Below are 23,502 nucleotides of genomic sequence, written 5' to 3' on the forward strand. Positions count from 1 at the left end.
CCGGGAGGACCCCGGCAATCCATGAAAACCCAAAAACCGACGCATACCCTGCGCCGGGACGTCAGACGTTGGCGTTTTTCACCGCACGCCAGACATTCAGCATTCCTGCCGCACCGCCGACGAGCGAGAACAGGATCAGAAAGAGAGGCTTGGTCCCGCACAGGCGATCAAGCCCATACCCCAGAACCACACCGACAACCAGTGCCGCGACCATTTCGGTCCCGATCCTCATTGCCAGCCCGAATGCCGAGTAATCGGCATTGCCACCATCCTGCGTGGAAACGTTGTCCGACTTGCCGCTTTTGCCGCGCATCCGGGCTTCAGCCTCTGCAAGCCTCTTGTCGAAGCTCTCAGCACCTTCGCCCGCTTGCGAGGAAACGTTCAGGTCGTCCTGTGCGCCCACGATTCCATACCTCGCTTTTCTCCCCTGAGCGGGGAGTCCTTGGTGCGCGTCTGCTACCCATGTCGACGTGTCGTGTCAACGCCTCGTAACAGCTGGACAATGATTTCTTCAGCCCGTTTCGCCCCGCTGCGCCTTGCGTGTCACACCATACGCGCCTCTCCGGCCAGCTCCCTTCTGGTGCGGTCCAGAGCCTCGGCATAGCGGCGCAGAACGTATTTCTCGCTCAGCATTCCCACGACCTTTGCGGTGGCATAATCAGCCACAACAACAAGTGCATCTGCCTCAGCCCGCTCGAACAGCCCGACCGCTTCGCGACAGGACATGCCGGGTGTCAGAACCGTCTCCCTCTGCAGGGCGAGGCTCGCCAAAGACCGCTCGGACGGATGATCGGGGGCGTGTATTTCGGACAGCAACACGATCCCGCGATAACGCCCCCCTGGCTCAGTCAGAACGATGTGAGGCCCCATTCCGAGCGGGCAGCTCAGTCGCGCTTCGGCAAGACGCATCTCCGGGGCGCGACAGGGCACCTCGCGCTGCATCAGTTTCTCGACCACGAGTTCACGCAGCCAGCCCACATCGATGGCGGATCGAATCGATTCCCCTCTCTGGTGGAAACGCCATGTCGCAAAGGAATAACCGAAGAGCTGACGCACTGTGAGAAGGGAGAGTACGCTGGCAAGCAACACACCGCTCGCGAGCGACAGATCTGCGGTCATCTCAAGGATCAGGCAGGTCATGGTCATGGGCACACCGATGATCGCGACCGCCGTGGCGCTCATACCGAGCACGGCGCAGGTCGTGACCGAGGGGCCTCCCTGGCCCAATGACTCGAGACCAAAGCCGAAAAGCGATCCGGAGAGCACCCCGAGATAAAGCGAGGCGAAGAACAGCCCACCGCGAAAGCCGCTCCCGATCGAAATGGACGAGGCCAGTACCTTGAAGATGAGGAGCAGGCAGATGGGCCCGAGAGCCTGTCCTTCCTCCAGAACCTTTCTGACCGCAGCATGGCCCGCCGAGAGAATGGACGGCGAATAGAGCGCGAGCCCCCCTACCATGAGCCCGCCCAGCGCAGGGCGCAGCCAGGACGGCAGGGAAAGGTGGCGGAATAACACCTCGGCCAGAGTGACCCCCCGCATGGTGCCAATGCCGATCAGCCCGCAGAACACGCCAAGCGCCAGCACCGGGAGCGTATCGCGCAGGGTCAACTGGGGATGAGGCAGAAGAGAAAGCGTCGTGCTGACGCCTCCCAGCAGATGAGCCGTGCCCACAGCCGCGATACACGCCACCGCCACAGGCGCCAGATTGACGAGGGAATAGGTCCCGATCACCAGCTCGAACGCATAGAATGCGCCGGCAATGGGAGCATCGAAGGCCGCCCCGATCGCGCCGCCAGCCCCGCATCCTACCAGGATACGCAAATCGGCGCGGCGCACCCTGAAAAGGCGGCCGCAGAAACTCCCGAGCGCGGCTGCAATCTGCGTGAATCCCGCCTCGAGCCCCAGCGACGCTCCGCTGCCATTGGAAAGAAAGGTCTGGAACGCCACGATAGTGCTGTCGCGCACCGACATACGTCCACCATGAAGGGCATTGGCTTCAATCGGGTCAACGGGTCGATGGCGGAAGCGTTTCGCGATCAGCAGCCCGAACAGGCCGAGCACCAGCCCGCCCAGACAGGGCATCACGAGGGTGCGCCATGGGGCGAGGCTGGCCAGCCCGGAAAGACGCCCATCATTATGCAGCGCATAGAGCCAGCGATGCGCCGCGAGGGTGCTGCAGGTCATGAGCCAGACGCATATTCCGGCCAGCGCGCCGACACATGATGATAAGACAGTCAACCAGATTTCATTGGATCGGACGAGCGCGCGCACATAGTACGGAACAGGCACACCAAGCCGGAGCCGTTTGAGGGCGAGCCCTCTGACAGTTCTGGAGAACCCTGAGGCCAAGAAAGATCCTGACATGACTTTCGAGAGACGTGATCCCCAGAGCCGGGGGCGAGCACTGTCCTTATTGTCGTTCAGACTTGCCGCAGGCAACAGAAAACCCCAGACTCTGACCACTCCGCTGCTCTGAAAGGATCCTCTCACCGTGCTGCTGAACGTCATCGAACGCCTCTCGGCCCAGCCCGCCGGACATCCGCCGGTCGTGTTTCTTCATGGGTTGTTCGGACGAGGGCGCAATATGGGGTTCCTGCAGCGCCAGGTAGCGCGCACCCATCGCACCCTGGCGCTGGACCTGCGCAATCACGGCGAGAGCCCTCACGGCCCGATGGACTTCCCCGCCATGGTCGATGACGTGGTCGAGACCCTGCGCCATCATGAAGCACTACCCGCCATTCTGGTCGGGCATTCCATGGGCGGCAAGCTGGCCATGATCATGGCCCTTCAATATCCGGAGCTCGTATCCGGTCTGCTGGTGGGCGATATGGCCCCTGCGCGCACGGGATTCGGCCAGGCGGCTCTGGCCGAGGCGATGCTGCACATCCATTTTCCCGATCACCTCGACCGTCAGCAGGCGGACCAGCTTCTGGCCAGGGATATTCCGAACCGCAGCGTGCGTGACCTGATGCTGCAGAACGTGCGTCTCGGTCCAGAGCCGGGCTGGCAGATCGGCCTGCGGGACATTGCCAGCTCGATGACGAATATCGAGAACTGGCCCTATGTTCCCGAGGGTTACGTCTATGAGGGACCGACGCTCTTCCTGCGGGGGGAACATTCTCCGTACATCACCAAGGACCATGAGCCGGTCATGCGCCGTCTCTTCCCGCACTACAGGCTCGAGACCATCCCCGATGCGGGTCACTGGCTGCATGCGGACAACCCGAAACTCTTTTCCGAAAAGATGCTCGATTTTATCGAGAACATCTGATTGTCAGGCCCTGTGCAAGGTTTTTCCATGATCAGACGCTCCGCCCTGATGCTGCTTTTCTGCATCGGCTCCGCCCAGGCCGAGCCTCTGCCTTCCCTCACACGGGACGGATTGCAGGCGCTTGATCTGGCGAAGAGTTCGATCGCCCTGCGTTCCGTTGCAGGCCCGGACAATCAGGTCATGGATGTCGCCCACCTTTACGAGAAAACGCTGACCGAGGGCGGCTTTCCCGCCTCGGCCATTACGATCACGCCTGTGGGTCAGACAGCCTATCTCACCCTGCGCTGGCCGGGCCGTAATCCGGCGCTGAAGCCGCTCGTCATCTCGGGCCATATGGATGTGGTGGCCGCCAACGCTTCAGACTGGACTCGAGACCCCTTCGTCCCGGTGGTCGAGGAAGGCTATCTCTTCGGTCGGGGCGCCACCGATATGAAAATGAGCAATGCGCTCGGCATCACAGCACTGATTCATCTCAGGCAGCAGGGCTACCGTCCGGAGCGCGGAATCGTCCTTGCTCTCTCGGGAGATGAAGAGACGACGATGCAAACGAGCCAGATGCTCGCCAAATCGCTTTCCGATGCGCAGGAGGTTCTCAATCTGGATGTGGGAGGGGGCGTTCTCGACGAGGAAACCGGGCGCCCCCTCTATTACAGCTGGTCGGGCGCTGAAAAAACCTACGCGGATTTTGCGCTTATCGTCAGTGACCCGGGAGGACATTCCTCGGAGCCACGTGCGCGCAACGCCATCGACGTCCTGGCGAGCGGCCTGCTCAAGATCAAGGCCCATCCCTTCACCCCTGAGTTGAATGCCCTTACGCGCAGTTACTTCATGAATGCCGCGCGCTTCTCCTCCCCCAGGCTGGCAGCCGCCATGCGCGCCTTTGCCGCGAGCCCCGGCAATACCGAGGCTGTGGCCACGCTGCGGGCCGATCCGGCGCTTGTGGGGAGCATTGGAACCACCTGTGTGGTCACGATGATCAAGGGCGGCCATGCGCTGAACGCCCTGCCCCAACACGCCGAAGCCAATATCAATTGCCGCATCTTCCCCGGGCATTCGCGCTGGGACATCATGCGTGATCTCAATGCGCTCGTTCAGGACCCGACGATACGGATCGAAGACCGGAGTGCAGGCTCGGTCGAAACACAGCCCTCCCCCCTCGATGGCGTATTTCCCCCGGCTATCGCACGAGCGGCTCAGGCAGCTTTTCCAAGCGTTCCGAGCTTTCCCAGCATGAGTTCGGGTGCAAGCGACAGCATGTGGTTCAGGCAGCTCGGCATTCCGAGCTATGGCGCGAGCCCGATCTTCATCAAGTCGTCGGATGATTTCAGCCATGGGCTGAACGAGCGCATCCCGCTTTCGACCATCACGCCAGGGCTGCATTTCCTGCTTTCGATCATTCCGGACCTGACCCGGCACTGAGGCAGGCAGGTCATGGCGCTCAATCTCCGGTCAGCACATTCTTGATGGCCTTGCCCTCCTCAGACAGGCGCCAGAGATACCAGGCGAGCGCGGAGCGATAGGGGGCAAAGCGCAAACCCTCTGCGCGTAATGCTGCGGGTTTGGGTGGCAGGTCCAGCCCGCGCAGCTTCTGCCATCCTGCCCGGATCGCGAAATCATCGACCGGCAGGACATCTCGCCGATTTAATGTAAAAATGAGCAACATCTCGACGGTCCAGCGTCCGATCCCCCGCAGTGTAACCAGCCGGGCAATCAGGGCGTCATCGCTCAGGTTCTGCGCTTCAACCGGATCGGGTACGACGCCCGATATGGTCGCTTCGGCCAGCCCTCTCAGTGCCAGAAGCTTGGCAGCAGAGAGACCACATGCGCGCAAACTCTCATCCGTGTAGGTCGCAAAATCCTGAGGGCTGGGTGTCTCGCCATCGCCGAGCGCGCAGATACGCCCGAGAATGGCTTCCGCCGCGCGCCCGTGCAACTGCTGCCCGACAATGGCGCGAAACAACGCCTGATAAGGCGTCTTGCCGTCGCTGCCCCTGAGGCGGCAAGGACCTATGCGCTCCATGGCCGCAGCGAGCGGCGGATCCTGACTAAGGCATCGGTAGAGATCGGGATCATCGAGAACCATCTTTTTTCTCTTCTGTATCAAGCTTGGCCCTCATGCGCTTGGCAAGATGATGGGTCCGATGCCATGATAGCGGCAAGTGCCAGATCGTGTCGTCATGCAGAGTTCGCCGCCTGCCCGGCCACGTGGCGGCGTGTGTTCTGTTTCTCTACAGGTGTTCTTCTGAAACGCACCCAGCCCGTCGATCCGGCTCCGCCCTCTTCCGGTGTGGCCAATGCTTTGCGCCCGGGCAAGAAGCGGGTGCGAAACGAACCGCTGCTTTTTGCGCCGGCTGCCGCGTTGCTGCGCGCTCCTCCCCCCGTCAAGGGCAGCCGATTCCGTTTTTCCCACCACGAGCCGAGAACCGGGCTCGAGCCGGACCTCAAACCGGCCAGCGCCTCACTGATCCGCCCTCAGGTTCTCGAAGACCCGGGCGTCACGACCGTTCTCGTCGCCTCGGCCATCGCCCATGCCCTGTTGATCGGCTTGCTGCTGCTCGAAGGCGCCCGCCATGCGCGCGGTTTGCCCGAGGGAATAGAACAGCCTCAGGTCGAAATGATGTTCGCGCCGCCCTCCCGCAGTGGCATGGCTGGCCCGCATGAGGACAAGCCGGGCGGGGAGGAAAAGCCCTCGCAGAGCCACGATGCCCCTTCGGCATCCAGCCCCGAGCAACAGCAGGAACAGCAACCCGATCAGGCCGAATCCACCCCGACCCCGGCCGTTCCGACCCCGACACCGCCCGCAGCTCCGCCTGTCCCCGAGGGCCCTTCTACAGAGCTGCCCAAGACCCAGACAGACCGTCCGGTCAGCCCCGGCATTGCCAAATCGGGCAGGCAGACCCAGACACGGGCTCATAGCCATCGTTCGAGCCGCCGCCCGACCACCAGGCAGTCGGATAACCCCTTCGCGAATATGACCACGCTCGATTTTGGCGAAGCCCCCTCCACCCCGCGTCGTCAGCGCGGGCGCCGTGGCGGTTCTGGTGCGCCGATCGACATGTCACTCGGTCCATTGTCGACCAATGGGCAGATCAACGCGCCGTTCATGACGCGCAACTCCATTCGCGGGGTGAGCGATGACTATGGCAGCGAGATCGATCGCTGGATTCGCGCGCATCTCTATTACCCCGAAGACGCTATCAAGAATGGCGAGGACGGCCCCTCCTCCGTGCATGTGGTCCTGGACCGCGACGGACGGGTGAAGTCCGTGCGACTCACCGGGCAGTCGGGCTCCTACTCCCTCGATGCTGCAACCACAGGCATGTTCCAGGGCGCCCATCTGCCGCCGGTGCCACCGGACATGAAGGGCGACCATTTCGATATCGACCTCACCATCAATTATATCCTGATCAGACGCTGAGACCCGTATGAGCCTGGACTCTGTTCGCGACGAACTCGCCCGCCTTGCCCCCGATCTGTCGATCATCGATGACGGCCGCAGCACCGCCACCGTCCTCGAGGCCGCCGACGTGCACAACGTGGCGCCCGATCAGATCGCGAAGACGCTCTGCGTAGATGTGGGCGGGCGTATCGTACTCGTGGTCATGGCGGGTACGGCGCGGCTCGACAACAAACGCGCCCGCGAAGCGCTGGGCGGCAAGCCCCGCTTTCTGGGCCCTGAAGCCGTGCTCGACGTCACCAGTCACCCGGTTGGCGGTGTCTGCCCTTTTGGTCTGCCTGCTCCCCTCCCCGTCTATTGCGATGAGTCCCTCCAGGCCTTCGACGAAATCATCCCCGCCGCCGGGTCGATCACGGCTTCGGTGCGCATGACGCCGCAACGCCTTGTCGAATTGACAGGCGGGGTTTGGGTTCATGTGCGGCAGGATGGGAAGTGAGCGTTCTTTTTTGGAAAAAAGAACCAAAAAACTTTTGACTTGATGAGGGTCTGAGCCAGAAGAGCACAAGCAAGCGCAGGTGCCGGTTCAGGGTCACCGCCGAATGATAAAATACTTCCGGCGGTCCGAGGGCGAAAACGCTCCACAACGCCCCCAGCCAAAACCAGGAAAGTCTTCTTGCTTCTTTTTCTTCCAGAAAAAGAAGACCCCCGCCCCTCAGAGAGGACGAGGGTCGACCCGTCTTACTCCGCAGCTTCGGCGTAGTTCGAGATATCCGGGCAGGAGCAGACCAGATTGCGGTCACCCCAGGCGTTATCAATACGATTGACCGGCGCAAAATACTTCACGCGGTCCAGCCCGTTAGGGAAGCAGCCCTGCATACGGTCGTACTGACGGTCCCACTCACCCACCAGATCGGCAGTGCTGTGAGGCGCATGACGCAGCGGACTGGCCTCCATAGCGATGGCTCCGGATTCGATCGCACGGATCTCTTCACGGATGGCGATCATGGCGTCACAGAAGCGATCCAGTTCGGCCTTTCCTTCTGATTCGGTCGGCTCGATCATGAAGGTGCCTGCCACGGGGAAGCTGACCGTCGGGGCATGGAAGCCATGATCGATCAGGCGCTTGGCGATATCATCCACCGTGACGCCCACAGCATCCTTGAGCGGACGCAGATCGATGATGCATTCATGCGCGGTGCGTCCGTTGCTGCCGCGATAGAGCACCGGATAATGCGGCTCGAGACGGGCTGCGATGTAATTGGCGTTCAGGATCGCCATTTCGGTGGCCTCGCGCAGACCGTCATCGCCCATCATGAGCACATAGGCGACCGAAATCGGCAGGATGGAGGCCGAGCCAAAGGGGGCAGCCGACACCGCGCGGGCATCGCCACGCTCCGGGCGACCGGGCAGATGTGGGGCAAGATGCGCCTTGACCCCGATCGGTCCCATGCCCGGACCGCCGCCGCCATGGGGGATGCAGAAGGTCTTGTGCAGGTTGAAATGCGACACGTCGGCGCCGTACAGACCGGGACGTGCCAGACCGACCTGCGCGTTCATGTTGGCACCGTCCAGATAGACCTGACCACCCGCCTCGTGAACGAGATCGCAAATTTCCATCACGGCTTCCTCGAACACGCCATGCGTCGAGGGATAGGTGAGCATGAGGGCTGCGATGCGGCCTTCATTCTGGGCGATCTTCTTGCGCAGATCCTCCAGATCGACATTCCCCGAGGCGTCGCAGGCTGTGACGACCACGCGCATGCCAACCATCTGGGCGGAAGCCGGGTTGGTGCCATGGGCCGAGGCCGGAATCAGGCAGACATCGCGCTCGCTCTGGCCATTGGCCTGATGATAGGCGCGGATGGCCAGCAATCCGGCATATTCGCCCTGCGCGCCGGAATTGGGCTGAAGCGAGACGGCATCGTACCCGCTCACGGCGCAAAGCGCGTGTTCAAGAATGCCGAAGAGCTCCTGATAGCCTTCGGTCTGATCGGCTGGCGCAAAAGGATGAAGCGCCCCGAACTCCGGCCATGTGATGGGGATCATCTCGGCCGTGGCATTCAGCTTCATGGTGCAGGAGCCGAGCGGGATCATGGTGCGATCCAGCGCCAGATCCATGTCGGACAAACGGCGCATATAGCGCAACAGATCCGTCTCGGAGCGATGGGCGTGGAAGACGGCGGCCGTCATGAACGCCCCGCTGCGCGTCAGCGATTCCGGGATGGTCGTGGTACCGTCCAGCCTGGCTTCGAGCGCAGCAAGGCGCGCATCATCCGGGCAGAAGCAGCGCCACAGCGCCTTGATATGGCTCGCCTCGGTGGTTTCGTCACAGGCAATGCCGAGACGCCCCTCACCGGCATCGCGCAGATTGATTCCGACCTTGCGGGCGCGCTCGAGCACGAGGGCTGCGGACTCACCGGCTTCGACCGTGATGGTGTCAAAGAAGACGCTGGTCTCGATTTTGACGGCCAGTTCGCGCAGGCCTTCGGCCAGAATGGACGCGAGACGGTTCACGCGATGGGCGATAGCGCGGAGACCCTCTGGACCGTGATAGACCGCATACATCGAAGCGATGACCGCCAGAAGCACCTGTGCCGTGCAGATGTTCGAGGTCGCCTTCTCACGACGGATATGTTGTTCCCGGGTCTGCAGTGCGAGGCGATAGGCAGAAGCCCCGCGGCTGTCACGCGACACACCAACCAGACGGCCTGGCATGGTGCGCTTATAGGCGTCACGCACGGCCATGAACCCGGCATGGGGGCCACCAAAGCCCATGGGCACCCCGAAACGTTGCATGGAGCCGATGGCGATATCGGCGCCCAGCTTGCCGGGCGCTTCAAGCATGACAAGGGCCAGCGGGTCGCAGGTAAGGGCCACAATGGCACCCTTCTCATGCAGGGAGGCAATCACCCCACGAAAATCACGCACTTCACCCGAGCTGCCCGGATAGGAGAGCAGCGCACCGAAAACGGCTTCAGGCTCGAGATCGGTTTCAGGGTTACCGAGCTGAATGGTCCACCCCAGTGGCTCGGCGCGCGTCCGCAGCACCGCAAGGGTCTGGGGATGCGTGTCGGAATCGACAAAGAATACCGTGCTCTTGGTCTTGGCGTTGCGCTGGGCAAGCGCCATGGCTTCGGCGCAGGCCGTGGCCTCGTCCAGAAGCGAGGCATTGGCGATATCGAGCCCGGTCAGGTCACAGACCAGTGTCTGAAAGTTCAGCAGCGCTTCAAGACGGCCTTGGCTGATTTCTGGCTGATACGGCGTATAGGCCGTGTACCAGGCCGGATTCTCCAAAATATTGCGCTGGATGACGGGAGGCAGGATCGTGCCGTAATAGCCCTGCCCGATCATGGACTGCATGACCACATTGCGGCTTGCGATCTGCTTCAGCCGCGCCAGTGCCTCGCTCTCGGTCAGCGCAGGACCGACGCCAGAGGCCTTGCGGTCCAGAATGGCAGAAGGCACGGTCTGCTCGATCAGCGCATCGATGCTCGGCACACCGAGCGTCTTGAGCATGGAAACGACTTCGCCGGGACGCGGGCCGTTATGGCGCGAGACGAACTGGTCGTCTTCATGCGCGGGCCACAGCGATGTATTGGGCGACGTATTGAGCGGGGCGTTACGGGTCACGTCTCGGCAGATCCTCGTCAGGAACGCAAACGAGTCAGGACGGCACGGGCCACCCTGTGCTCGGAAGGAAGCATCAGACCGGCCATCCGGATCTGACGGTACAAAGGGAACCGGACCGGCAAGCCAGTCCGGCGGTCAGATCAAAGCGATGCCTTGTAGGCATCTGCGTCGAGGAGGGATTCGAGCTGGGCGGAGTCGCTCACGCGGAGCTTGAAGATCCAGCCCTCGCCTTCCGGATCTGTACCGACCAGGGTCGGCTCATCGGAAAGACGAGTGTTGAACCCGGCCAGAACGCCGCTCACCGGGGCATAGATGTCCGAAGCGGCCTTGACGGATTCGACAACGGCGGCAGGCTCACCCTGCGGCACTTCGGTGCCTTCGTCCTTGGCTTCGACAAAAACCAGCTCGCCGAGTTCGTCGGAAGCATGGGCCGTGATGCCGACCGTGGCGATATCGCCTTCGAGACGGATCCATTCATGGGACGGGGTGTAGTAGGTGGTGCTCATTGATCGCGTTCTCTCAGTTGACGGTTTTCAGCGTTTGAAGCCGGGCGGGACGAAAGGCAGGGCGCGCACCTGGACCGGCACGTACTTGCCGCGCAGGGCGCCGTAGAGCGTGGTGCCGAGGCCGGCATGAGCCGTCTCCACATAGCCCATCGCCACAGGGGCATTGATGCTGGGACCGAAGGCACCGGAGGTGACGACACCCACCTTCTGCGTGCCCGCCTCATCGGCAAAAAGCTCGGTACCAGCGCGTACGGGCGCACGCCCTTCCGCCGCCAGACCCACGCGCAGGCGGGACACGCCCTCACGCGCCTGCTTCATGATGATCTCGGCACCCGGATAGCCCCCTGCACGTGCGCCGCCTTCACGGCGCGCCTTCTGCATGGCCCAGCCAAGGGCGGCCTCGACGGGTGTGGTGGTTTCGTCCAGGTCATTCCCGTACAGGCAAAGACCGGACTCGAGACGCAGGCTGTCGCGCGCGCCCAGACCGATAGGCAGAACGCGCTCATCGGCCAGAAGCGCGCGGGCGATCTGCTCGGCATGCTCGGCCGGGATACCGATCTCATAGCCATCCTCACCCGTATAACCCGAGCGGGTCAAAGTGCAGGCAACGCCATCGATATCGGCCTCGATCGCATCCATGAACCGCATTTCGGCCGCTTCGGGGCAGAGATCCAGAAGCACGTTGACGGCTTCCGGCCCCTGAAGAGCCAGCAGGGCGCGATCATCGAGCTTCTCGATCACCACCCGATCCCCGAGAGCCGCTTCCATCAGCGCCGTATCGGCGGCCTTGCAGGAGGCATTGACGACCACGAACAGCCAGTCACCCATATTGGCGACCATCAGATCGTCACGGATACCACCTGCGTCATTGGTAAGAAAACCGTAGCGCTGGCGGTTGGCACCCAGACCCGCCAGATCGACGGGGATCAGGCTTTCAAGTGCGAGGGCGGCATCGTTAAGCGTGCCCTTCTTCGCGGTGATCCGCAGCTGTCCCATATGGGAAACGTCGAACAGCCCCGCGCTTTTGCGCGTATGCAGATGCTCTGCCATGAGCCCGGCCGGGTATTGCAGGGGCATCGAATAGCCCGCAAACGGCACCATGCGAGCTCCGAGCTCGATATGCAGGTCATTGAGCGGCGTGAATGAGAGCGCGTCGGACAACGGGCGGAATCCCCCAAGGCAGAAAACGAAAAAATCGTCGCCCCTTCTGTCGCCTTTGCCTGAGATCGCTATCCCGTCGGCGGACATCCCACAGGAATGCCTCTCTCCAGAAGTTCCAGCCGATCGCGGTCCTTTTGCCTGAGAGTTTCCGGGGCGGTTGCTCCTTCGGCGCCGGAAAAATTGTCCGGTCTCTCCCGTGAATCGGTGTTTACTCTTCGCAGAATTGGGGCAGAAAAGTCAATTCAGTAAACTCGATGGAGTTATAGCCATGTCCGAGCATTTCACCGTCATCGCGGAATTTGCGGCTCCCGCCGAAAGCTTCCCGGCGTTTCTCGAAATGTGCCGCTATGACAGCGACCGCTCCCTTGCCGATGAGGAAGGCTGCCTGACCTTTGACGTGCTTACACAACAGGATGCCTCTGACATCATCGTGCTCCATGAAGTCTACACCGGACGCGCCGCTTTCGAAGCGCATCTGAAGACCCCGCATTTCGAGAAATTCGCCGACGCCCTGCGCGATCTGAACATCGAAGAGCGCAACGTGCGTTTCTTCACCAGACGTCATCCCTGATCGGCGCAACACCCTTCAGGCCTGTCTGTCGCCTGTCCCGTTCTCCGGCAGATGCCGCACGGGCAGCCGCTCCGGGCCCGTCACATCGCCAGTGCCCCGCGTGACCTGTCCCTCGCGCCCCTTTGATCGGGCGGGGGCCAATCCCCGGGTGTTCATGACTCACAAGTAACGACCGCAGGGTTTTCCTGCTCCATGGGCCCGTCTAGACTCGGGCTTTGGGTTCTCGCGCGACTGAGACAGCATGATTCCGTTTTCCAGTTTCCTTCCTCATCGTCCGGCGCTCTCGCCCACGCGTGAGGCCATCGCCCATGCTGCCCGCCGCCCCGAGGCGGAAATCCTTGCTCCCCTCCTCACCCGTGCAACCCTGACCGACAGCCAGATGGAAGAGATCGAGGCTCAGTCCCGCATCCTCGCCACGGCCCTGCGTGAGAACGCCGATACAAAAGGGGTCGAGACCATGATGCAGGCCTTCCCCCTTGTGTCGGCCGAGGGGAAGGCTCTGCTCTGCCTTGCGGGAACGCTGTTGCGCATTCCCGACGCCCCGACACGCGATGCGCTGATCCATGACCAGATCGGCCAGGGGGAATGGCTGCATCATGGCGGCCATGACCATCCCTTCTTCCTGAATGCCGCGAGCTGGGCCATGTCCACCTCGTCTCGCTTCAATGCCGTGACGGGCGGGCTGCGCAGCCTGGCCATGCGCGGAACGGCCCCCTTCATTCGTCACGGGGTGGAAAAAGCCATACGCATGATGGGCAGCCAGTTCGTTCTGGCCGAAACCCTGAACCAGGCCCTGCGGCGCGGGCGCAAGCTGGAACAGCAAGGGTTCACACTCGCCTATGCCGCCCTGCACGAAACGGCCCAGACCGCCGAGGAAGCCGAAATGGCCCGGCGCGACGCACTCACCATGGTCGATACGCTGGGACGTCAGGCTCGGGGAGACACGCTGTTCGAGCGCCCGGCCCTCTCGCTGTGTCTCTCGTCGCTGCACCCCCGGTTCGAGACCACGCAGCTTGCACGCATCAAAGCCGAATTGCTGCCCTTTCTCGCCACGCTGGCACAACGCGCGCGTGCCGCCGATATTCTCCTGATCCTCGATGCCGGTCGCAGCACGGAACTGGAGCTGTCGCTCGATCTATTCGAGGCGCTCTGCCATCTGCATGAGCTGGCAGGGTGGAACGGACTGGGCTTCACGGTGCAGGCCAGCGACAAAAGATGCCTGCCCGTGATCGAGCATCTCATCGCGCTCGCGGGCGAAACCGAGAGACGTATCGTACTCCGTCTGGTCAAGGGCGGGTTCTGGGATCGGGAGATCCGCGACGCCCAAAGGGAATCGGCCAGCGATTACCCGGTCTTCACGCGCAAATGCCACACCGATGTGAGCTTCATCGCCTGCGCCCGACAGGCACTTGAGGCGCCGGAAGCGCTCTATCCCCAGTTCGGCACCCATAATGCGCGAAGCATCGCGACCATCATGGCGCTGGCCAACCCGTTCACCCCGGGTCGATATGAATTCGGCTGCCTGCATGGCATGGGCGAAACGCTCTATGCCCCACTGATGCGCGCCAACGCCGCTTCCGGTGCGGGACATAGCGGCACGGGGCAGAATGCTGCAACGCCGGGCTGTCGGATCATGGCCCCGATCGGCCCCGATTCACGCCTCGCCCCGACCCTGGTGCGTCGTCTGCTCGAGAACGGGGCTCCTTGCTCCTTCGTCAATCAGGCCGCCAACCGGACCATCGCCCTGGATACGCTGATCGCCGATCCCGTGGCCAAGGCGCGCAATGTCCTGCCGCGCGGCATGCCAAGCCAGCGTATCACGCCCCCTACCGAGCTGTTCTTGCCCGAGCGCGTCTCGGCCGCCAGTCTCGATCTGGCGAACCCGCTCACACTGCAAGCGCTCGCAAGCACCTTGCCCGGTCAGGTTGCCTTGCTCGAGGCTCTGCCGATGGGCGCCGCCATGCCCCGACCGGAAGGCAGACCGCGCGCCATCTCCAACCCGGCCACCCATGAAGACCGGGTGGGGGTGGTCGTCTATGCCAGGCCACGCGATATCGACGCCGCGCTCAATGCCGCCGAAACCGACATGATCTGGCGGCGAACCGAGCCCGGCACCCGCGCCGACTGTCTCGATCGCATGGCTCTGGCTCTGGAGCAGGACCAGATAGCCCTGATCGCCCTGCTGATGCGCGAGGCGGGCAAGACCCTGGCCAATGCCGTGGGGGAATGGCGCGAAGCGGTGGATTATCTGCGCTACTACGCTGCCCAGCTACGCAGCCTTGCCGAAACAGGCGGGCTCGGCGCACCTCTTGGCACCATTCTGTGCATCAGCCCATGGAATTTCCCGCTCGCAAGCTTCACCGGGCAGGTAGCGGTCGCTCTGGCTGCGGGCAACGCGGTCATCGCCAAGCCTGCAGAAGAAACACCGCTGATCGCCGCCCGGCTGCTCGGCCTGTTTCTGGAGGCAGGACTTCCCGCGCGTGCCCTTCAGCTCCTGCCCGGTGAAGGAAATGTAGGGGCCTCGCTCGTCGCGGATTCACGCATAGACGGCGTGATGTTCACCGGTTCGACAGCCGTTGCGAAAACCATCAGTCGCGAATTGCTCGGGCGTACCGGGCGCACGGGTCAGCCTGTACCCCTGCTGTCCGATACGAGCGGGCAGAACGCCATGCTCGTGGACAGCTCCGTGCCCCCCGAGCAGGTCATTCCCGATATCCTGTCTTCCGCTTTCGACAGCGCCGGGCAACGCAGCGCCTCGCTGCGCGTCCTGCTGATTCAGGAAGATGGAGCCGACGCGCTGATCGAGCGGCTTCAATCCGCCATACGCGAGTTGTGTATCGGAGCGCCTGACCAGTTCAGGACCGATATCGGCCCGGTGATCTCGGCCAGCGCCCGGGCGCGTGTGGAAGACCATGTCGAGCGCATGAGGCGCGCGGGTTATCGCGTCTGGCAGCCTGACATGCAGGCCGAGACCTTGCGGGGGCATTTCGTAGCGCCAACCCTGATCGAGATCGGGCGTGTGGCTGATATCGGCCAAGAAGTATTCGGCCCGGTCCTGCATATACGGCGTTACGCGCGGCATGAACTCGATGGCGTGATCGATGCGCTGAACGCAACAGGCTATGCACTCACGTTCGGCGTACAGAGCCGCCTTCCCGCCACGATCGAGCGCGCCTGCGCACGTAGTCGAGCCGGTAATATCTATGTCAATCGGGCCATTATCGGGGCCACGATCGGGATGCAGCCTTTCGGGGGCAAAGGCCTGTCCGGCTCCGGGCCCAAATTGGGCGGACCGCTTCTTCTGCCGAGGCTGATGCACGGCGCGCCCTGCCCGATCGTCGCACCTCCTGAAACGCCGGTTCCTTCTACCGCACGCGCTTTCCTGTCCTTTCTCGAGCCGCGTGACCCGCCCTCGGCCCGACGCGTGCGCGCTGTGATTGCTCACGCGCTGAGCGGGCTGTCATTCGACCTGCCGGCGCCCTCCGGCGAAAGCAACCGCTACAGCCTGCGTCCGCGCGGCGTCATTCTTTGCGCCTGTGAAAGCTGGCCTTCCCTGCTCCACGCAGTCGGGCTCGCTTTGGGCACGGGCAATACCGTGCTCGTGCTCGCACCCGATCCCGCTGTGGAATGGCTGCGTCAGGTCTCGCGCCAGCTTGCCAACGCAATCACGCGCGTGGACCCCGGCGCGCTGCCCGAATGCGACGCCATGCTGATCCAGCGTGGAGCAGAAAGCGCCGAGCAGGCCGCCCTGACGGTCACCGCCCGGGAGGGCATGGTCGTACCGGTTTATGATCTCGATACCGTCCGCCCCGAATGGCTGCTGAGCGAAACCGTGGTGACGATCAACCATGCGGCCATCGGCGGCGATATCGGGCTTCTGACCTCTCGCTGAAGGGCGTTTCTGCGTGCACGATGCCTGTCGCTGACGAGCGGAACCAGCGCCATGGCGAGATCGGGTCACAGAAGCCGCGCCCTGGGAAGGTCAGAGCCGCATGTCGCGATACGTCCTGCGGGACGCATTTAAACCCGGAATATGGGTTGCCAGAGGGCGCCGTTTCCATTTTGGTAATGAACCGTTTCAGCCACGCCTTTTTTCCGGAGTGTTCCCGCTTGACGATCCGCCTCTTCCGCGCCGGTAGCTTCCTGACTGCCCTGATCCTCGGCAGCCCGATCATGCCTGCCCTGGCTGCCCAGCCTCAGCCCGAGGCGACCCCGCTGCCCTCGCCGCTCCCTCAGGCCAAGGACGGCGCCTTTCCCGGCACCATCAAGCTGAGCGTGAATGCCACCGATCTGGCGCATCACGTGATGAGCATTCATGAGACCCTGCCCGTGCCCCAGGCCGCGCGCGAAGCGGGCGAGCTTGTGCTGCTCTATCCGAAATGGGTGCCCGGCGGTCATGCGCCTGAAGGCACGATCACCCAGCTCGGCGGCCTCGTCGTGCATTCAGAGGGCAAGACCCTCTCCTGGCTGCGCGATCCGGTGGATGTGTTCGCGTTCCATGTGCCTGTCACCAAGGCGCAGACCCAGATCGACCTCGACTTCAAGCTGCTATCGCCTGTTACGGATGACGAGGGCCGCGTGGTCATGACGCCGCATATCGTCAATGTGCAATGGAACGAGGTCTCGCTCTACCCAGCCGGATACTACTCCCGCAACATGCCCTATCAGGCGAGCGTGACCCTGCCTCATGGCTGGCAGGCCGCCACTGCCCTGCGTCCCACGGGGCCGGCCAACGGCGATACACTCACTTTCGGCACCGTGCCGTACAACACCCTGGTCGACTCTCCGATCTTTGCCGGGGCCTACTTCAAGAAGGTTGCCCTGAACGCGCCGGGCGGCGTTCCCGTCACGCTCAACATGGTGGCCGACAAGCCGGGCGACCTCGCCTATGACGACGCGCAGTTGCAGATCCACCGCAATCTTGTCACGCAAGCGCTGCTGACCTTTGGCTCGCAGCATTACGCGCATTACGACTTCCTGATGGCGCTGACCGACGAGCTGGGCGGGATCGGTCTCGAGCATCATCAGTCGAGCGAAGACAGCGTGACCGAAGACTATTTCACGGACTGGAAGCACTCCTTCCCGCAGCGCGACCTGCTGGCGCATGAATACACCCATTCCTGGAACGGCAAATATCGCCGCCCAGCCGATCTCTATGGGGCCACCTTCAATACGCCCCAGCGCGGCTCGCTGCTCTGGGTCTATGAGGGCCAGACCGAATTCTGGGGTAATATCCTTGCCGCACGATCGGGACTGGTCACCAAGGATCAGGGCTTCGACAGCCTGGCGCTCATGGCTGCGAGCTATGATTCGCAGGCAGGCCGTAGCTGGCGCCCCGTGGCCGATACGACCAATGACCCGATCATCGCCCAGCGCGCCCCGCTCTCATGGCGCGATTTCCAGCGTTCGGAAGATTATTACGTTGAAGGTCAGCTCGTCTGGCTGGATGCCGATATGACCATCCGCAAGCTGTCTCATGACACGAAATCGCTCGATGATTTCGCCAAGGCGTTTTTCGGCACGAATGATGGCAGCATCATCGTCAGCCCCTATACTTTCGACGATGTGGTTCTGACGCTCAACAAGATCGTACCCTATGACTGGGCCAAGTTCCTGCATGAGCGCATCAGCACCGTACAAAAGCGCGCGCCGCTGAACGGGCTCGAAACGGGCGGCTACAAGCTGGTCTATACCGATCAGGAAAATGCCTTCGAGGCGCAGCTGCTCAAGAACCGCCACCGCGTGGGCCTGCGCTTTTCTCTGGGCGTGATCATCAACGCCAAGAACGGCTCTCTGGGAACGGTTGCCTGGGACAGCCCGGCCTATAAGGCGGGACTTGCCATCCATGACCAGATCGTGGCCGTCAATGGCGACAGCTTCTCGCCCGATGGGTTGATCGACGCCATCAAGGCCGCGAAGACAGACAAGGCGCCCATCACGCTCCTGGTTAAATCAGGGGAACATTTCCGCACGGTGGCCATCCCCTATCATGATGGCCTGCGCTACCCGCATCTGGAGCGTATCGCCAACACGCCGGACCGTCTGACGACCCTCTATTCCGCGCGTCACTGAGGTCGGAAGAGGAGGACCGGGTTTCCCGGAACCTCGAGGCGGGGGAGCGGTCGCTCTTCCGCCTTTTTCTCGTCGTGATATCTGCCCTTGCCTCCATGAACGGCACGCGTCCAGGGACGATGTCCCGATCGCGAGGCACGAGGCACGAGTCCGTCGCTCCGGGGCTACCATTTCTCAATCGTTCCTCAGCCCGTCACGAGACGCCTCTGCCGCCGAGTGACGGCTCGACGCTTCCCGATGCTCCGCTCAGGGCGCCGCGATGAAGTTGAACTCCAGACGCTGCCCTTTCACGTCGAATTCGGGCTTGAGGCGCAGGGTCATGGCAGGCCGGGCGGGCCCGAGGGCCTCGGCGATGATTCTCTGACAGGCGGCAAAAACGCTGCTATCAGGAATCATGTAGGCCAGATGGGTGATATCCTCGGGCACGAGACCATGGGTGGCCAGAATCTCGCGCATACGCATCAGGGCGTTCTGGCATTCCTCGATCAGACTCTCCGGTGCCTGCCCATCAGGACCAAGTCCCGTCACGCCGTAATAGGTCACACTGTCCTGTAGCGCTGCAGGACGGGTAGGAGAGGAGTGATGATCGTGCATGAAACCCAGCATATCGCACAATCCGAACGCTGCACATCGCTTATCGCCCCGACAGGCCCTGCAGCGCCCCCTGCCCCCCGCCCTCCAGCCTCCCCCCCTTCCCCCGCCGGTTCGCAGGCTGGGGCGACGACCGGGCATCATGCTTCCTGTGCACGCTGGCAAGACATGGGGGTGGTTCTGACCGGCCCCTCAGGCAGTGGAAAGTCGAGCCTGCTGCTTCGTCTGATCGACTCAGGGTTCGACCTGGTGGGCGATGACCGGATCCTGATCGAGGCGGGTATGGCCCGTCCGGAGCCGCGTCTCGCCGGGCTCATCGAGGTGAGGGGGCTCGGTATTCTGCGCATGCCTCATCAGGCCAGTACCCCCGTCAAACTCTGGATAGAGCTCGTTGAGAACGGGCCGGTAACCCGTCTGCCTGAGATGGCAAGCGACCCGCAAACCGGCGCCTGGATGATCAGGATGAACGGGTTTCAGGCTGACGCGGTAGCGATCATCCGAAGCGCCCTGCGGTGCATAAACGGCGAATTCACGCTGCTTTGTGGCGTAAATGGGGCAACGCCCCCTGTCCTCCCCCTCCCCATGGCGGCGGAAGCGCGATAACATCTTTCGATCTTCCCCCCTTACGGCCTGGCAGGAGACTTGAACGGTGACACCCGCACGACGCGTACTTCTGGTCACGGGCCTGTCGGGAGCCGGAAAATCCTCGATCCTGCGCATCCTCGAGGATCTGGGCTACGAGGTGACGGATAATCCGCCCCTGACGCTGCTTGACGCACTGGTTGCGCGAAGCGACCAGCCCCTGGCGATCGGGATCGACGTGCGCACGCGCGGTTTTGAGGCGAGGGCCGTTCTGGGCGCTCTGGCCCAGCTCCGCGCACAGAACGACCTGCTGGTCGAGCTGCTCTACGCCACGGCCGAGACCGATATCCTCCTGCGTCGCTTCACGGCCACGAGGCGGCGTCATCCGCTCGATAACAGCACAGGCACAGCCCCCGGGCTGGTTGCGAGCATCGACCAGGAAATTGTGCTGCTGGCCCCGCTTCTGGGGGCTGCCGATCTGGTGATCGACACCTCGGACCTGCCACCTCATGACCTGCGCCGCCTGATCGAGGCCCGATTCGGCCATCAGAATGATGGCGACTCGATGACAGTGACGCTTCAATCCTTTGCGTATCCTGCAGGATTGCCCCGCGAGGCCGATCTCGTTTTCGATGCGCGTTTTCTGCGCAATCCGCATTACGATCCTGATCTCAAGGCAATGACCGGGCTCGATCCTGTCGTGCGTCAATACGTGAAGCAGGATCCCGATTACGATGTTTTCCTGTCCAGGATCCTCGATCTACTGAAACTTGTACTGCCTCGTTTCGTCGCCGAGGGGAAAAAACATGCGACCGTTGCGGTGGGATGCTCGGGTGGTCAGCACCGTTCTGTAACACTTGTTGAAGAGATCGCAGCGTCGTTGGGCGGCTCTGACGACATTACACTCTTGTCAGACGGACCGATCGTCGTCATGCATCGAGAACTGGCACGTCAGGGACGCAGCTCATGGAGATGGGTACGCGCGCCCCAGCAACGTGCGGTACCGGATGAACAGATACGGACAGAGCCGTCTTGATAACGTCGTCGGATGACCAATATGTCATGGGTTCGCCCCTGAAAGGGCGCTACGTACCCCATGAAGGAATGCCCCGATGATCGGGATCGTTCTTGTTACACACGGCTCTCTCGCTCAGTCTCTTCTTGAAATCGTCACCCATGTTGTCGGGCCTCAGCCCCAGATCGCGGTGATGGGCATCATGCCCGACGACGATGTCGTTACCGCCCGCGCCCTGCTCGAGACGGCGATCAGCGCCGTAGATACCGGAGATGGCGTTCTCCTCCTGACCGACATGTTTGGCAGCACCCCTTCCAATCTTGCCCTCTCCCTGCGTCAGGAAGGGCGCGTGGAGGTTCTGGCCGGGGTGAATGTGCCGATGCTCGTGAAACTGGCCAAGACCCGCTGCACGCGCAGTCTGGCCGAATGCGCCGAGCTGGCCACAATGGCAGGGCGCAAATATATCGCGGCTGCCTACCAGCTACCGGCTTCATGTTTGCAGGGCGGTAAAAGCTGTGAAATGGTGGTCAATACGACCATGAGCTATGTCCCTCCCATTACCCCTCTTCTGACGCCCCTGCGTCAGGCCGCCCGATGAGTGCAGGCCCGACGCTGGAGCGCGATGTGACCATCGTCAACCGGCTCGGCCTTCATGCCCGCGCCGCAGCGAAATTCGTGACTCAGGCGGAGCGCTTTGATGCGACCGTCGAGGTGAGCCGTCATGATCAGAGCGTATCGGCCCTGTCGATCATGGGGCTGATGATGCTCGGAGCCGGTCGCGGCGAGATGGTCCGGATTTCGGCTAGCGGAGCGCAGGCCGCTGCCGCGATCGAGGCGCTTTGCGCTCTCGTCGCGGATGGTTTTGGTGAACGTGATTAAGCGATTGCGGCGGCCACCGAGCGAAGTGGCCCAGCCAGACGATCAGCCCATGAAAATCCTGCAGGGCGTTGGCATCTCGCAAGGGGTAGTCATCGCCCGGGCAAGCCTCGCCTATGAGCGCCCACTACCCGTAATTGAGGCCGTCCCTTCGCTTCTCGGTGCCGAAGCCGAGCGTACGCGGCTCGATCAGGCAATTGCGCTCACGCTCAAGCAACTTAGGAAACTGCGCGGTAAACTCGACACGCTCCCGGATGAGGGTCGGATCGAGATCGATGCACTGCTCTCTGTCTATGAGCGTATGCTCAATCACTCGCGCCTGGTGCGCGCCGCGCATCGTCGCCTTGCCGAGGACGGCCTGACCGCAGAGGCTGCGGTTCAGCTAGAAAGTGACGCGCTCGCGGCGCAGGCAGGGCCGCAACCGGGCATGCCGGAAGAGGAAATCGAGGGTGCAAAAAGACGCGAGGGCGAATTCCGTGAGGTGGCCCGCCGTCTGCTGCGTAATCTCACAGGTGTCTCTTTCCGGGCCTTTTCCGATATCCCAGGTGGCTCGGTACTGGTGGCCGAGCAGATACGGCCCGCGGATGCCGCCGTCATCGACCCCAACCGTATCGCCGCCGTCCTCTCGGAGGGCGGGGGCGTAACAGACCATACGGCTATCATGCTACGCGCGCTCAACGTGCCCGCTGTGCTGGCCGTCCCGACCCTGATCGATCACATGCAGGAAGGCTGCCTTGTGATCGTGGATGGCACAACGGGTCGTGTGGTCCTGCATCCGGATTCGGCAACGCTGGCCGAGGCTCGCTCGGCCATGGCTGAGGAGGCCCGTGAGCGTAAGGGCATTGGCCGGTTGCGGCGTTTGCCCAGCAGGTTGGTAAGTGGCGAGGATATCGAGCTTCTGGCCAATGTCGAGCTTCCCAATGAGCTTCCCCTGCTGCACCGCAATGGCGCCGCAGGCATCGGATTGCTTCGCACCGAATTCCTGTTCGATGAGAGCGAGGCTCTGCCGGATGAAGACGGGCAGTATGCGGTCTATGCCCGCCTCGTTGCCGATATGCAGGAGATGACCACCACGATCCGTGTGCTGGATTGGGGCGGCGAGAAAGGGTTGGCGCGGCTGAGGCAGCTCGGGATTACGGATGAGCAGGAAGAGGAAAATCCGGCACTCGGCGTTCGTGGCCTGCGCCTGCTGCTGCGTCATCCCGAAATTCTCGAAACTCAGCTCTGCGCTATCCTGCGCGCCAGTCTGGAGGGAAAGCTGCGCATCCTCCTGCCCATGGTGAGTTCGGTCAATGAGGTGCTGGCTACACGGCAGATCTATGAGCGCTGCGCCAAGAGACTACGCCGCAGAGGGGTGAAACTTCCTGCTGACTTGCCCCCTTTGGGAGTCATGATCGAGACCCCCGCCGCCGCATTGACGGCCGGTGCGCTTGTGCGTCAGGCGGAGTTTCTTGCGCTCGGGACGAATGACCTGACCATGTATACGCTGGCAGTCGATCGTTCTTCGGCCATGGGGTCGGATCTCTATACAGGGCTCCATCCCGGGCTGCTGAAATTGCTGCGCCTGTCGGTGGATGAGGCACTGCGCGCCCACAGACCGATCTGTGTGTGTGGCGAGATGGCCTCGGACCCACGCGCCGTGGCGCTCCTGATCGGTATGGGGCTCCGCTCGTTCTCGATGTCAGCCGCTCTGCTGCCACCCGTGAAGCGGATGATTCGCTCGCTAAGCCTGGACGCGTGCGATGAGCTTCACCGACGCGCGATGCTGGAGGAAGACCCTCTGGCACTCAGCGCGATGGTCCGACATTTCGCCGTCTGAAGACGTGACGG

The 23,502-nt window shown here is 62.6% G+C and carries 19 protein-coding genes and 1 riboswitch; of the genes, 12 read left to right on the forward strand and 7 right to left on the reverse strand.

What is annotated here, in order from left to right; genetic code table 11:
• Window positions 1-61: 61 nt before the first annotated feature.
• Together WFJ47_RS13990 and WFJ47_RS13995 are read right to left on the reverse strand one after the other, a co-directional pair.
• Complete coding sequence (locus tag WFJ47_RS13990) at window positions 62-403, reverse strand: AtpZ/AtpI family protein (RefSeq protein WP_233582152.1); 342 nt, start codon at window positions 401-403, stop codon at window positions 62-64.
• Window positions 404-543: 140 nt separating this feature from the next.
• Complete coding sequence (locus tag WFJ47_RS13995) at window positions 544-2,184, reverse strand: chloride channel protein (RefSeq protein WP_336763805.1); 1,641 nt, start codon at window positions 2,182-2,184, stop codon at window positions 544-546.
• A 307-nt stretch (window positions 2,185-2,491) separates the two neighbouring features.
• Here WFJ47_RS13995 and WFJ47_RS14000 point away from each other — a divergent pair, with 307 nt between their 5' ends.
• Window positions 2,492-3,271 (forward strand): alpha/beta fold hydrolase, encoded by a 780-nt coding sequence (locus WFJ47_RS14000; RefSeq protein WP_127102976.1) that lies wholly within the window; start codon window positions 2,492-2,494, stop codon window positions 3,269-3,271.
• Between the two features lie 27 nt (window positions 3,272-3,298).
• Window positions 3,299-4,690, forward strand: a complete 1,392-nt coding sequence (locus WFJ47_RS14005) for a M20/M25/M40 family metallo-hydrolase (RefSeq protein ID WP_336763806.1) — start codon at window positions 3,299-3,301, stop codon at window positions 4,688-4,690.
• 19 nt (window positions 4,691-4,709) lie between these two features.
• Here WFJ47_RS14005 and WFJ47_RS14010 read toward each other — a convergent pair whose 3' ends face one another.
• A complete protein-coding gene (locus WFJ47_RS14010; protein ID WP_336763807.1) occupies window positions 4,710-5,354 on the reverse strand; it encodes a DNA-3-methyladenine glycosylase 2 family protein in 645 nt (214 codons plus the stop codon).
• Window positions 5,355-5,417: 63 nt separating this feature from the next.
• Here WFJ47_RS14010 and WFJ47_RS14015 point away from each other — a divergent pair, with 63 nt between their 5' ends.
• Together WFJ47_RS14015 and WFJ47_RS14020 are read left to right on the forward strand one after the other, a co-directional pair.
• Window positions 5,418-6,689, forward strand: coding sequence for an energy transducer TonB (locus tag WFJ47_RS14015; RefSeq protein ID WP_336763808.1), 1,272 nt, complete (start codon window positions 5,418-5,420; stop codon window positions 6,687-6,689).
• A gap of 7 nt (window positions 6,690-6,696) precedes the next feature.
• A complete protein-coding gene (locus WFJ47_RS14020; RefSeq protein WP_336763809.1) occupies window positions 6,697-7,164 on the forward strand; it encodes a YbaK/EbsC family protein in 468 nt (155 codons plus the stop codon).
• Between the two features lie 242 nt (window positions 7,165-7,406).
• Here WFJ47_RS14020 and gcvP read toward each other — a convergent pair whose 3' ends face one another.
• From gcvP to gcvT, 3 genes are all read right to left on the reverse strand, one after another.
• Window positions 7,407-10,298 (reverse strand): aminomethyl-transferring glycine dehydrogenase, encoded by a 2,892-nt coding sequence (gene gcvP, locus WFJ47_RS14025; protein ID WP_336763810.1) that lies wholly within the window; start codon window positions 10,296-10,298, stop codon window positions 7,407-7,409.
• A 140-nt stretch (window positions 10,299-10,438) separates the two neighbouring features.
• The gene (gcvH, locus tag WFJ47_RS14030; protein ID WP_035443956.1) at window positions 10,439-10,804 is read right to left on the reverse strand and encodes a glycine cleavage system protein GcvH; all 366 of its coding nucleotides are present in this window, start codon (window positions 10,802-10,804) and stop codon (window positions 10,439-10,441) included.
• Between the two features lie 27 nt (window positions 10,805-10,831).
• Window positions 10,832-11,965: a glycine cleavage system aminomethyltransferase GcvT gene (gene gcvT, locus WFJ47_RS14035; RefSeq protein ID WP_127102970.1), complete on the reverse strand. Its 1,134-nt coding sequence runs from the start codon at window positions 11,963-11,965 to the stop codon at window positions 10,832-10,834.
• Window positions 11,966-12,081: 116 nt separating this feature from the next.
• Window positions 12,082-12,172: riboswitch (glycine riboswitch) on the reverse strand.
• Window positions 12,173-12,233: 61 nt separating this feature from the next.
• On the opposite strand from gcvT, the gene WFJ47_RS14040 reads away from it, so the two are divergent.
• The 3 genes from WFJ47_RS14040 (at window position 12,234) to WFJ47_RS14050 (ending at window position 18,608) form a co-directional block, all read left to right on the forward strand.
• Entirely contained in the window at window positions 12,234-12,536 is a 303-nt protein-coding gene (locus tag WFJ47_RS14040) for a putative quinol monooxygenase (protein WP_127102969.1), read from the forward strand.
• 241 nt (window positions 12,537-12,777) lie between these two features.
• Window positions 12,778-16,428, forward strand: a complete 3,651-nt coding sequence (putA, locus tag WFJ47_RS14045; protein ID WP_336763813.1) for a bifunctional proline dehydrogenase/L-glutamate gamma-semialdehyde dehydrogenase PutA — start codon at window positions 12,778-12,780, stop codon at window positions 16,426-16,428.
• A gap of 218 nt (window positions 16,429-16,646) precedes the next feature.
• A complete protein-coding gene (locus WFJ47_RS14050; protein WP_233582150.1) occupies window positions 16,647-18,608 on the forward strand; it encodes a M61 family metallopeptidase in 1,962 nt (653 codons plus the stop codon).
• A gap of 246 nt (window positions 18,609-18,854) precedes the next feature.
• Here the strand turns inward: WFJ47_RS14050 and WFJ47_RS14055 are convergent, their stop codons facing one another.
• A complete protein-coding gene (locus WFJ47_RS14055) occupies window positions 18,855-19,214 on the reverse strand; it encodes a RidA family protein (protein WP_127102967.1) in 360 nt (119 codons plus the stop codon).
• Between WFJ47_RS14055 and WFJ47_RS14060 the strand changes: the two genes are divergently transcribed.
• The 5 genes from WFJ47_RS14060 to ptsP all read left to right on the forward strand — a co-directional run bounded on the left by WFJ47_RS14060 (window position 19,197) and on the right by ptsP (window position 23,491).
• Window positions 19,197-19,802, forward strand: coding sequence for an HPr kinase/phosphatase C-terminal domain-containing protein (locus WFJ47_RS14060; protein ID WP_336763814.1), 606 nt, complete (start codon window positions 19,197-19,199; stop codon window positions 19,800-19,802). The genes WFJ47_RS14055 and WFJ47_RS14060 overlap by 18 nt on opposite strands.
• A gap of 46 nt (window positions 19,803-19,848) precedes the next feature.
• Complete coding sequence (gene rapZ / locus WFJ47_RS14065; protein WP_336763815.1) at window positions 19,849-20,817, forward strand: RNase adapter RapZ; 969 nt, start codon at window positions 19,849-19,851, stop codon at window positions 20,815-20,817.
• 76 nt (window positions 20,818-20,893) lie between these two features.
• Window positions 20,894-21,394, forward strand: coding sequence for a PTS sugar transporter subunit IIA (locus WFJ47_RS14070; RefSeq protein WP_127102964.1), 501 nt, complete (start codon window positions 20,894-20,896; stop codon window positions 21,392-21,394).
• Complete coding sequence (locus WFJ47_RS14075; protein ID WP_127102963.1) at window positions 21,391-21,675, forward strand: HPr family phosphocarrier protein; 285 nt, start codon at window positions 21,391-21,393, stop codon at window positions 21,673-21,675. Before WFJ47_RS14070 ends, WFJ47_RS14075 begins: the two co-directional genes overlap by 4 nt.
• Before the next feature lie 49 nt (window positions 21,676-21,724).
• Entirely contained in the window at window positions 21,725-23,491 is a 1,767-nt protein-coding gene (gene ptsP / locus WFJ47_RS14080) for a phosphoenolpyruvate--protein phosphotransferase (protein WP_336763816.1), read from the forward strand.
• The last annotated feature ends 11 nt before the right edge of the window (window positions 23,492-23,502 follow it).

The organism is Asaia sp. VD9, from assembly GCF_037150015.1.
In the GTDB taxonomy this organism is placed as follows: Bacteria; Pseudomonadota; Alphaproteobacteria; order Acetobacterales; family Acetobacteraceae; genus Asaia.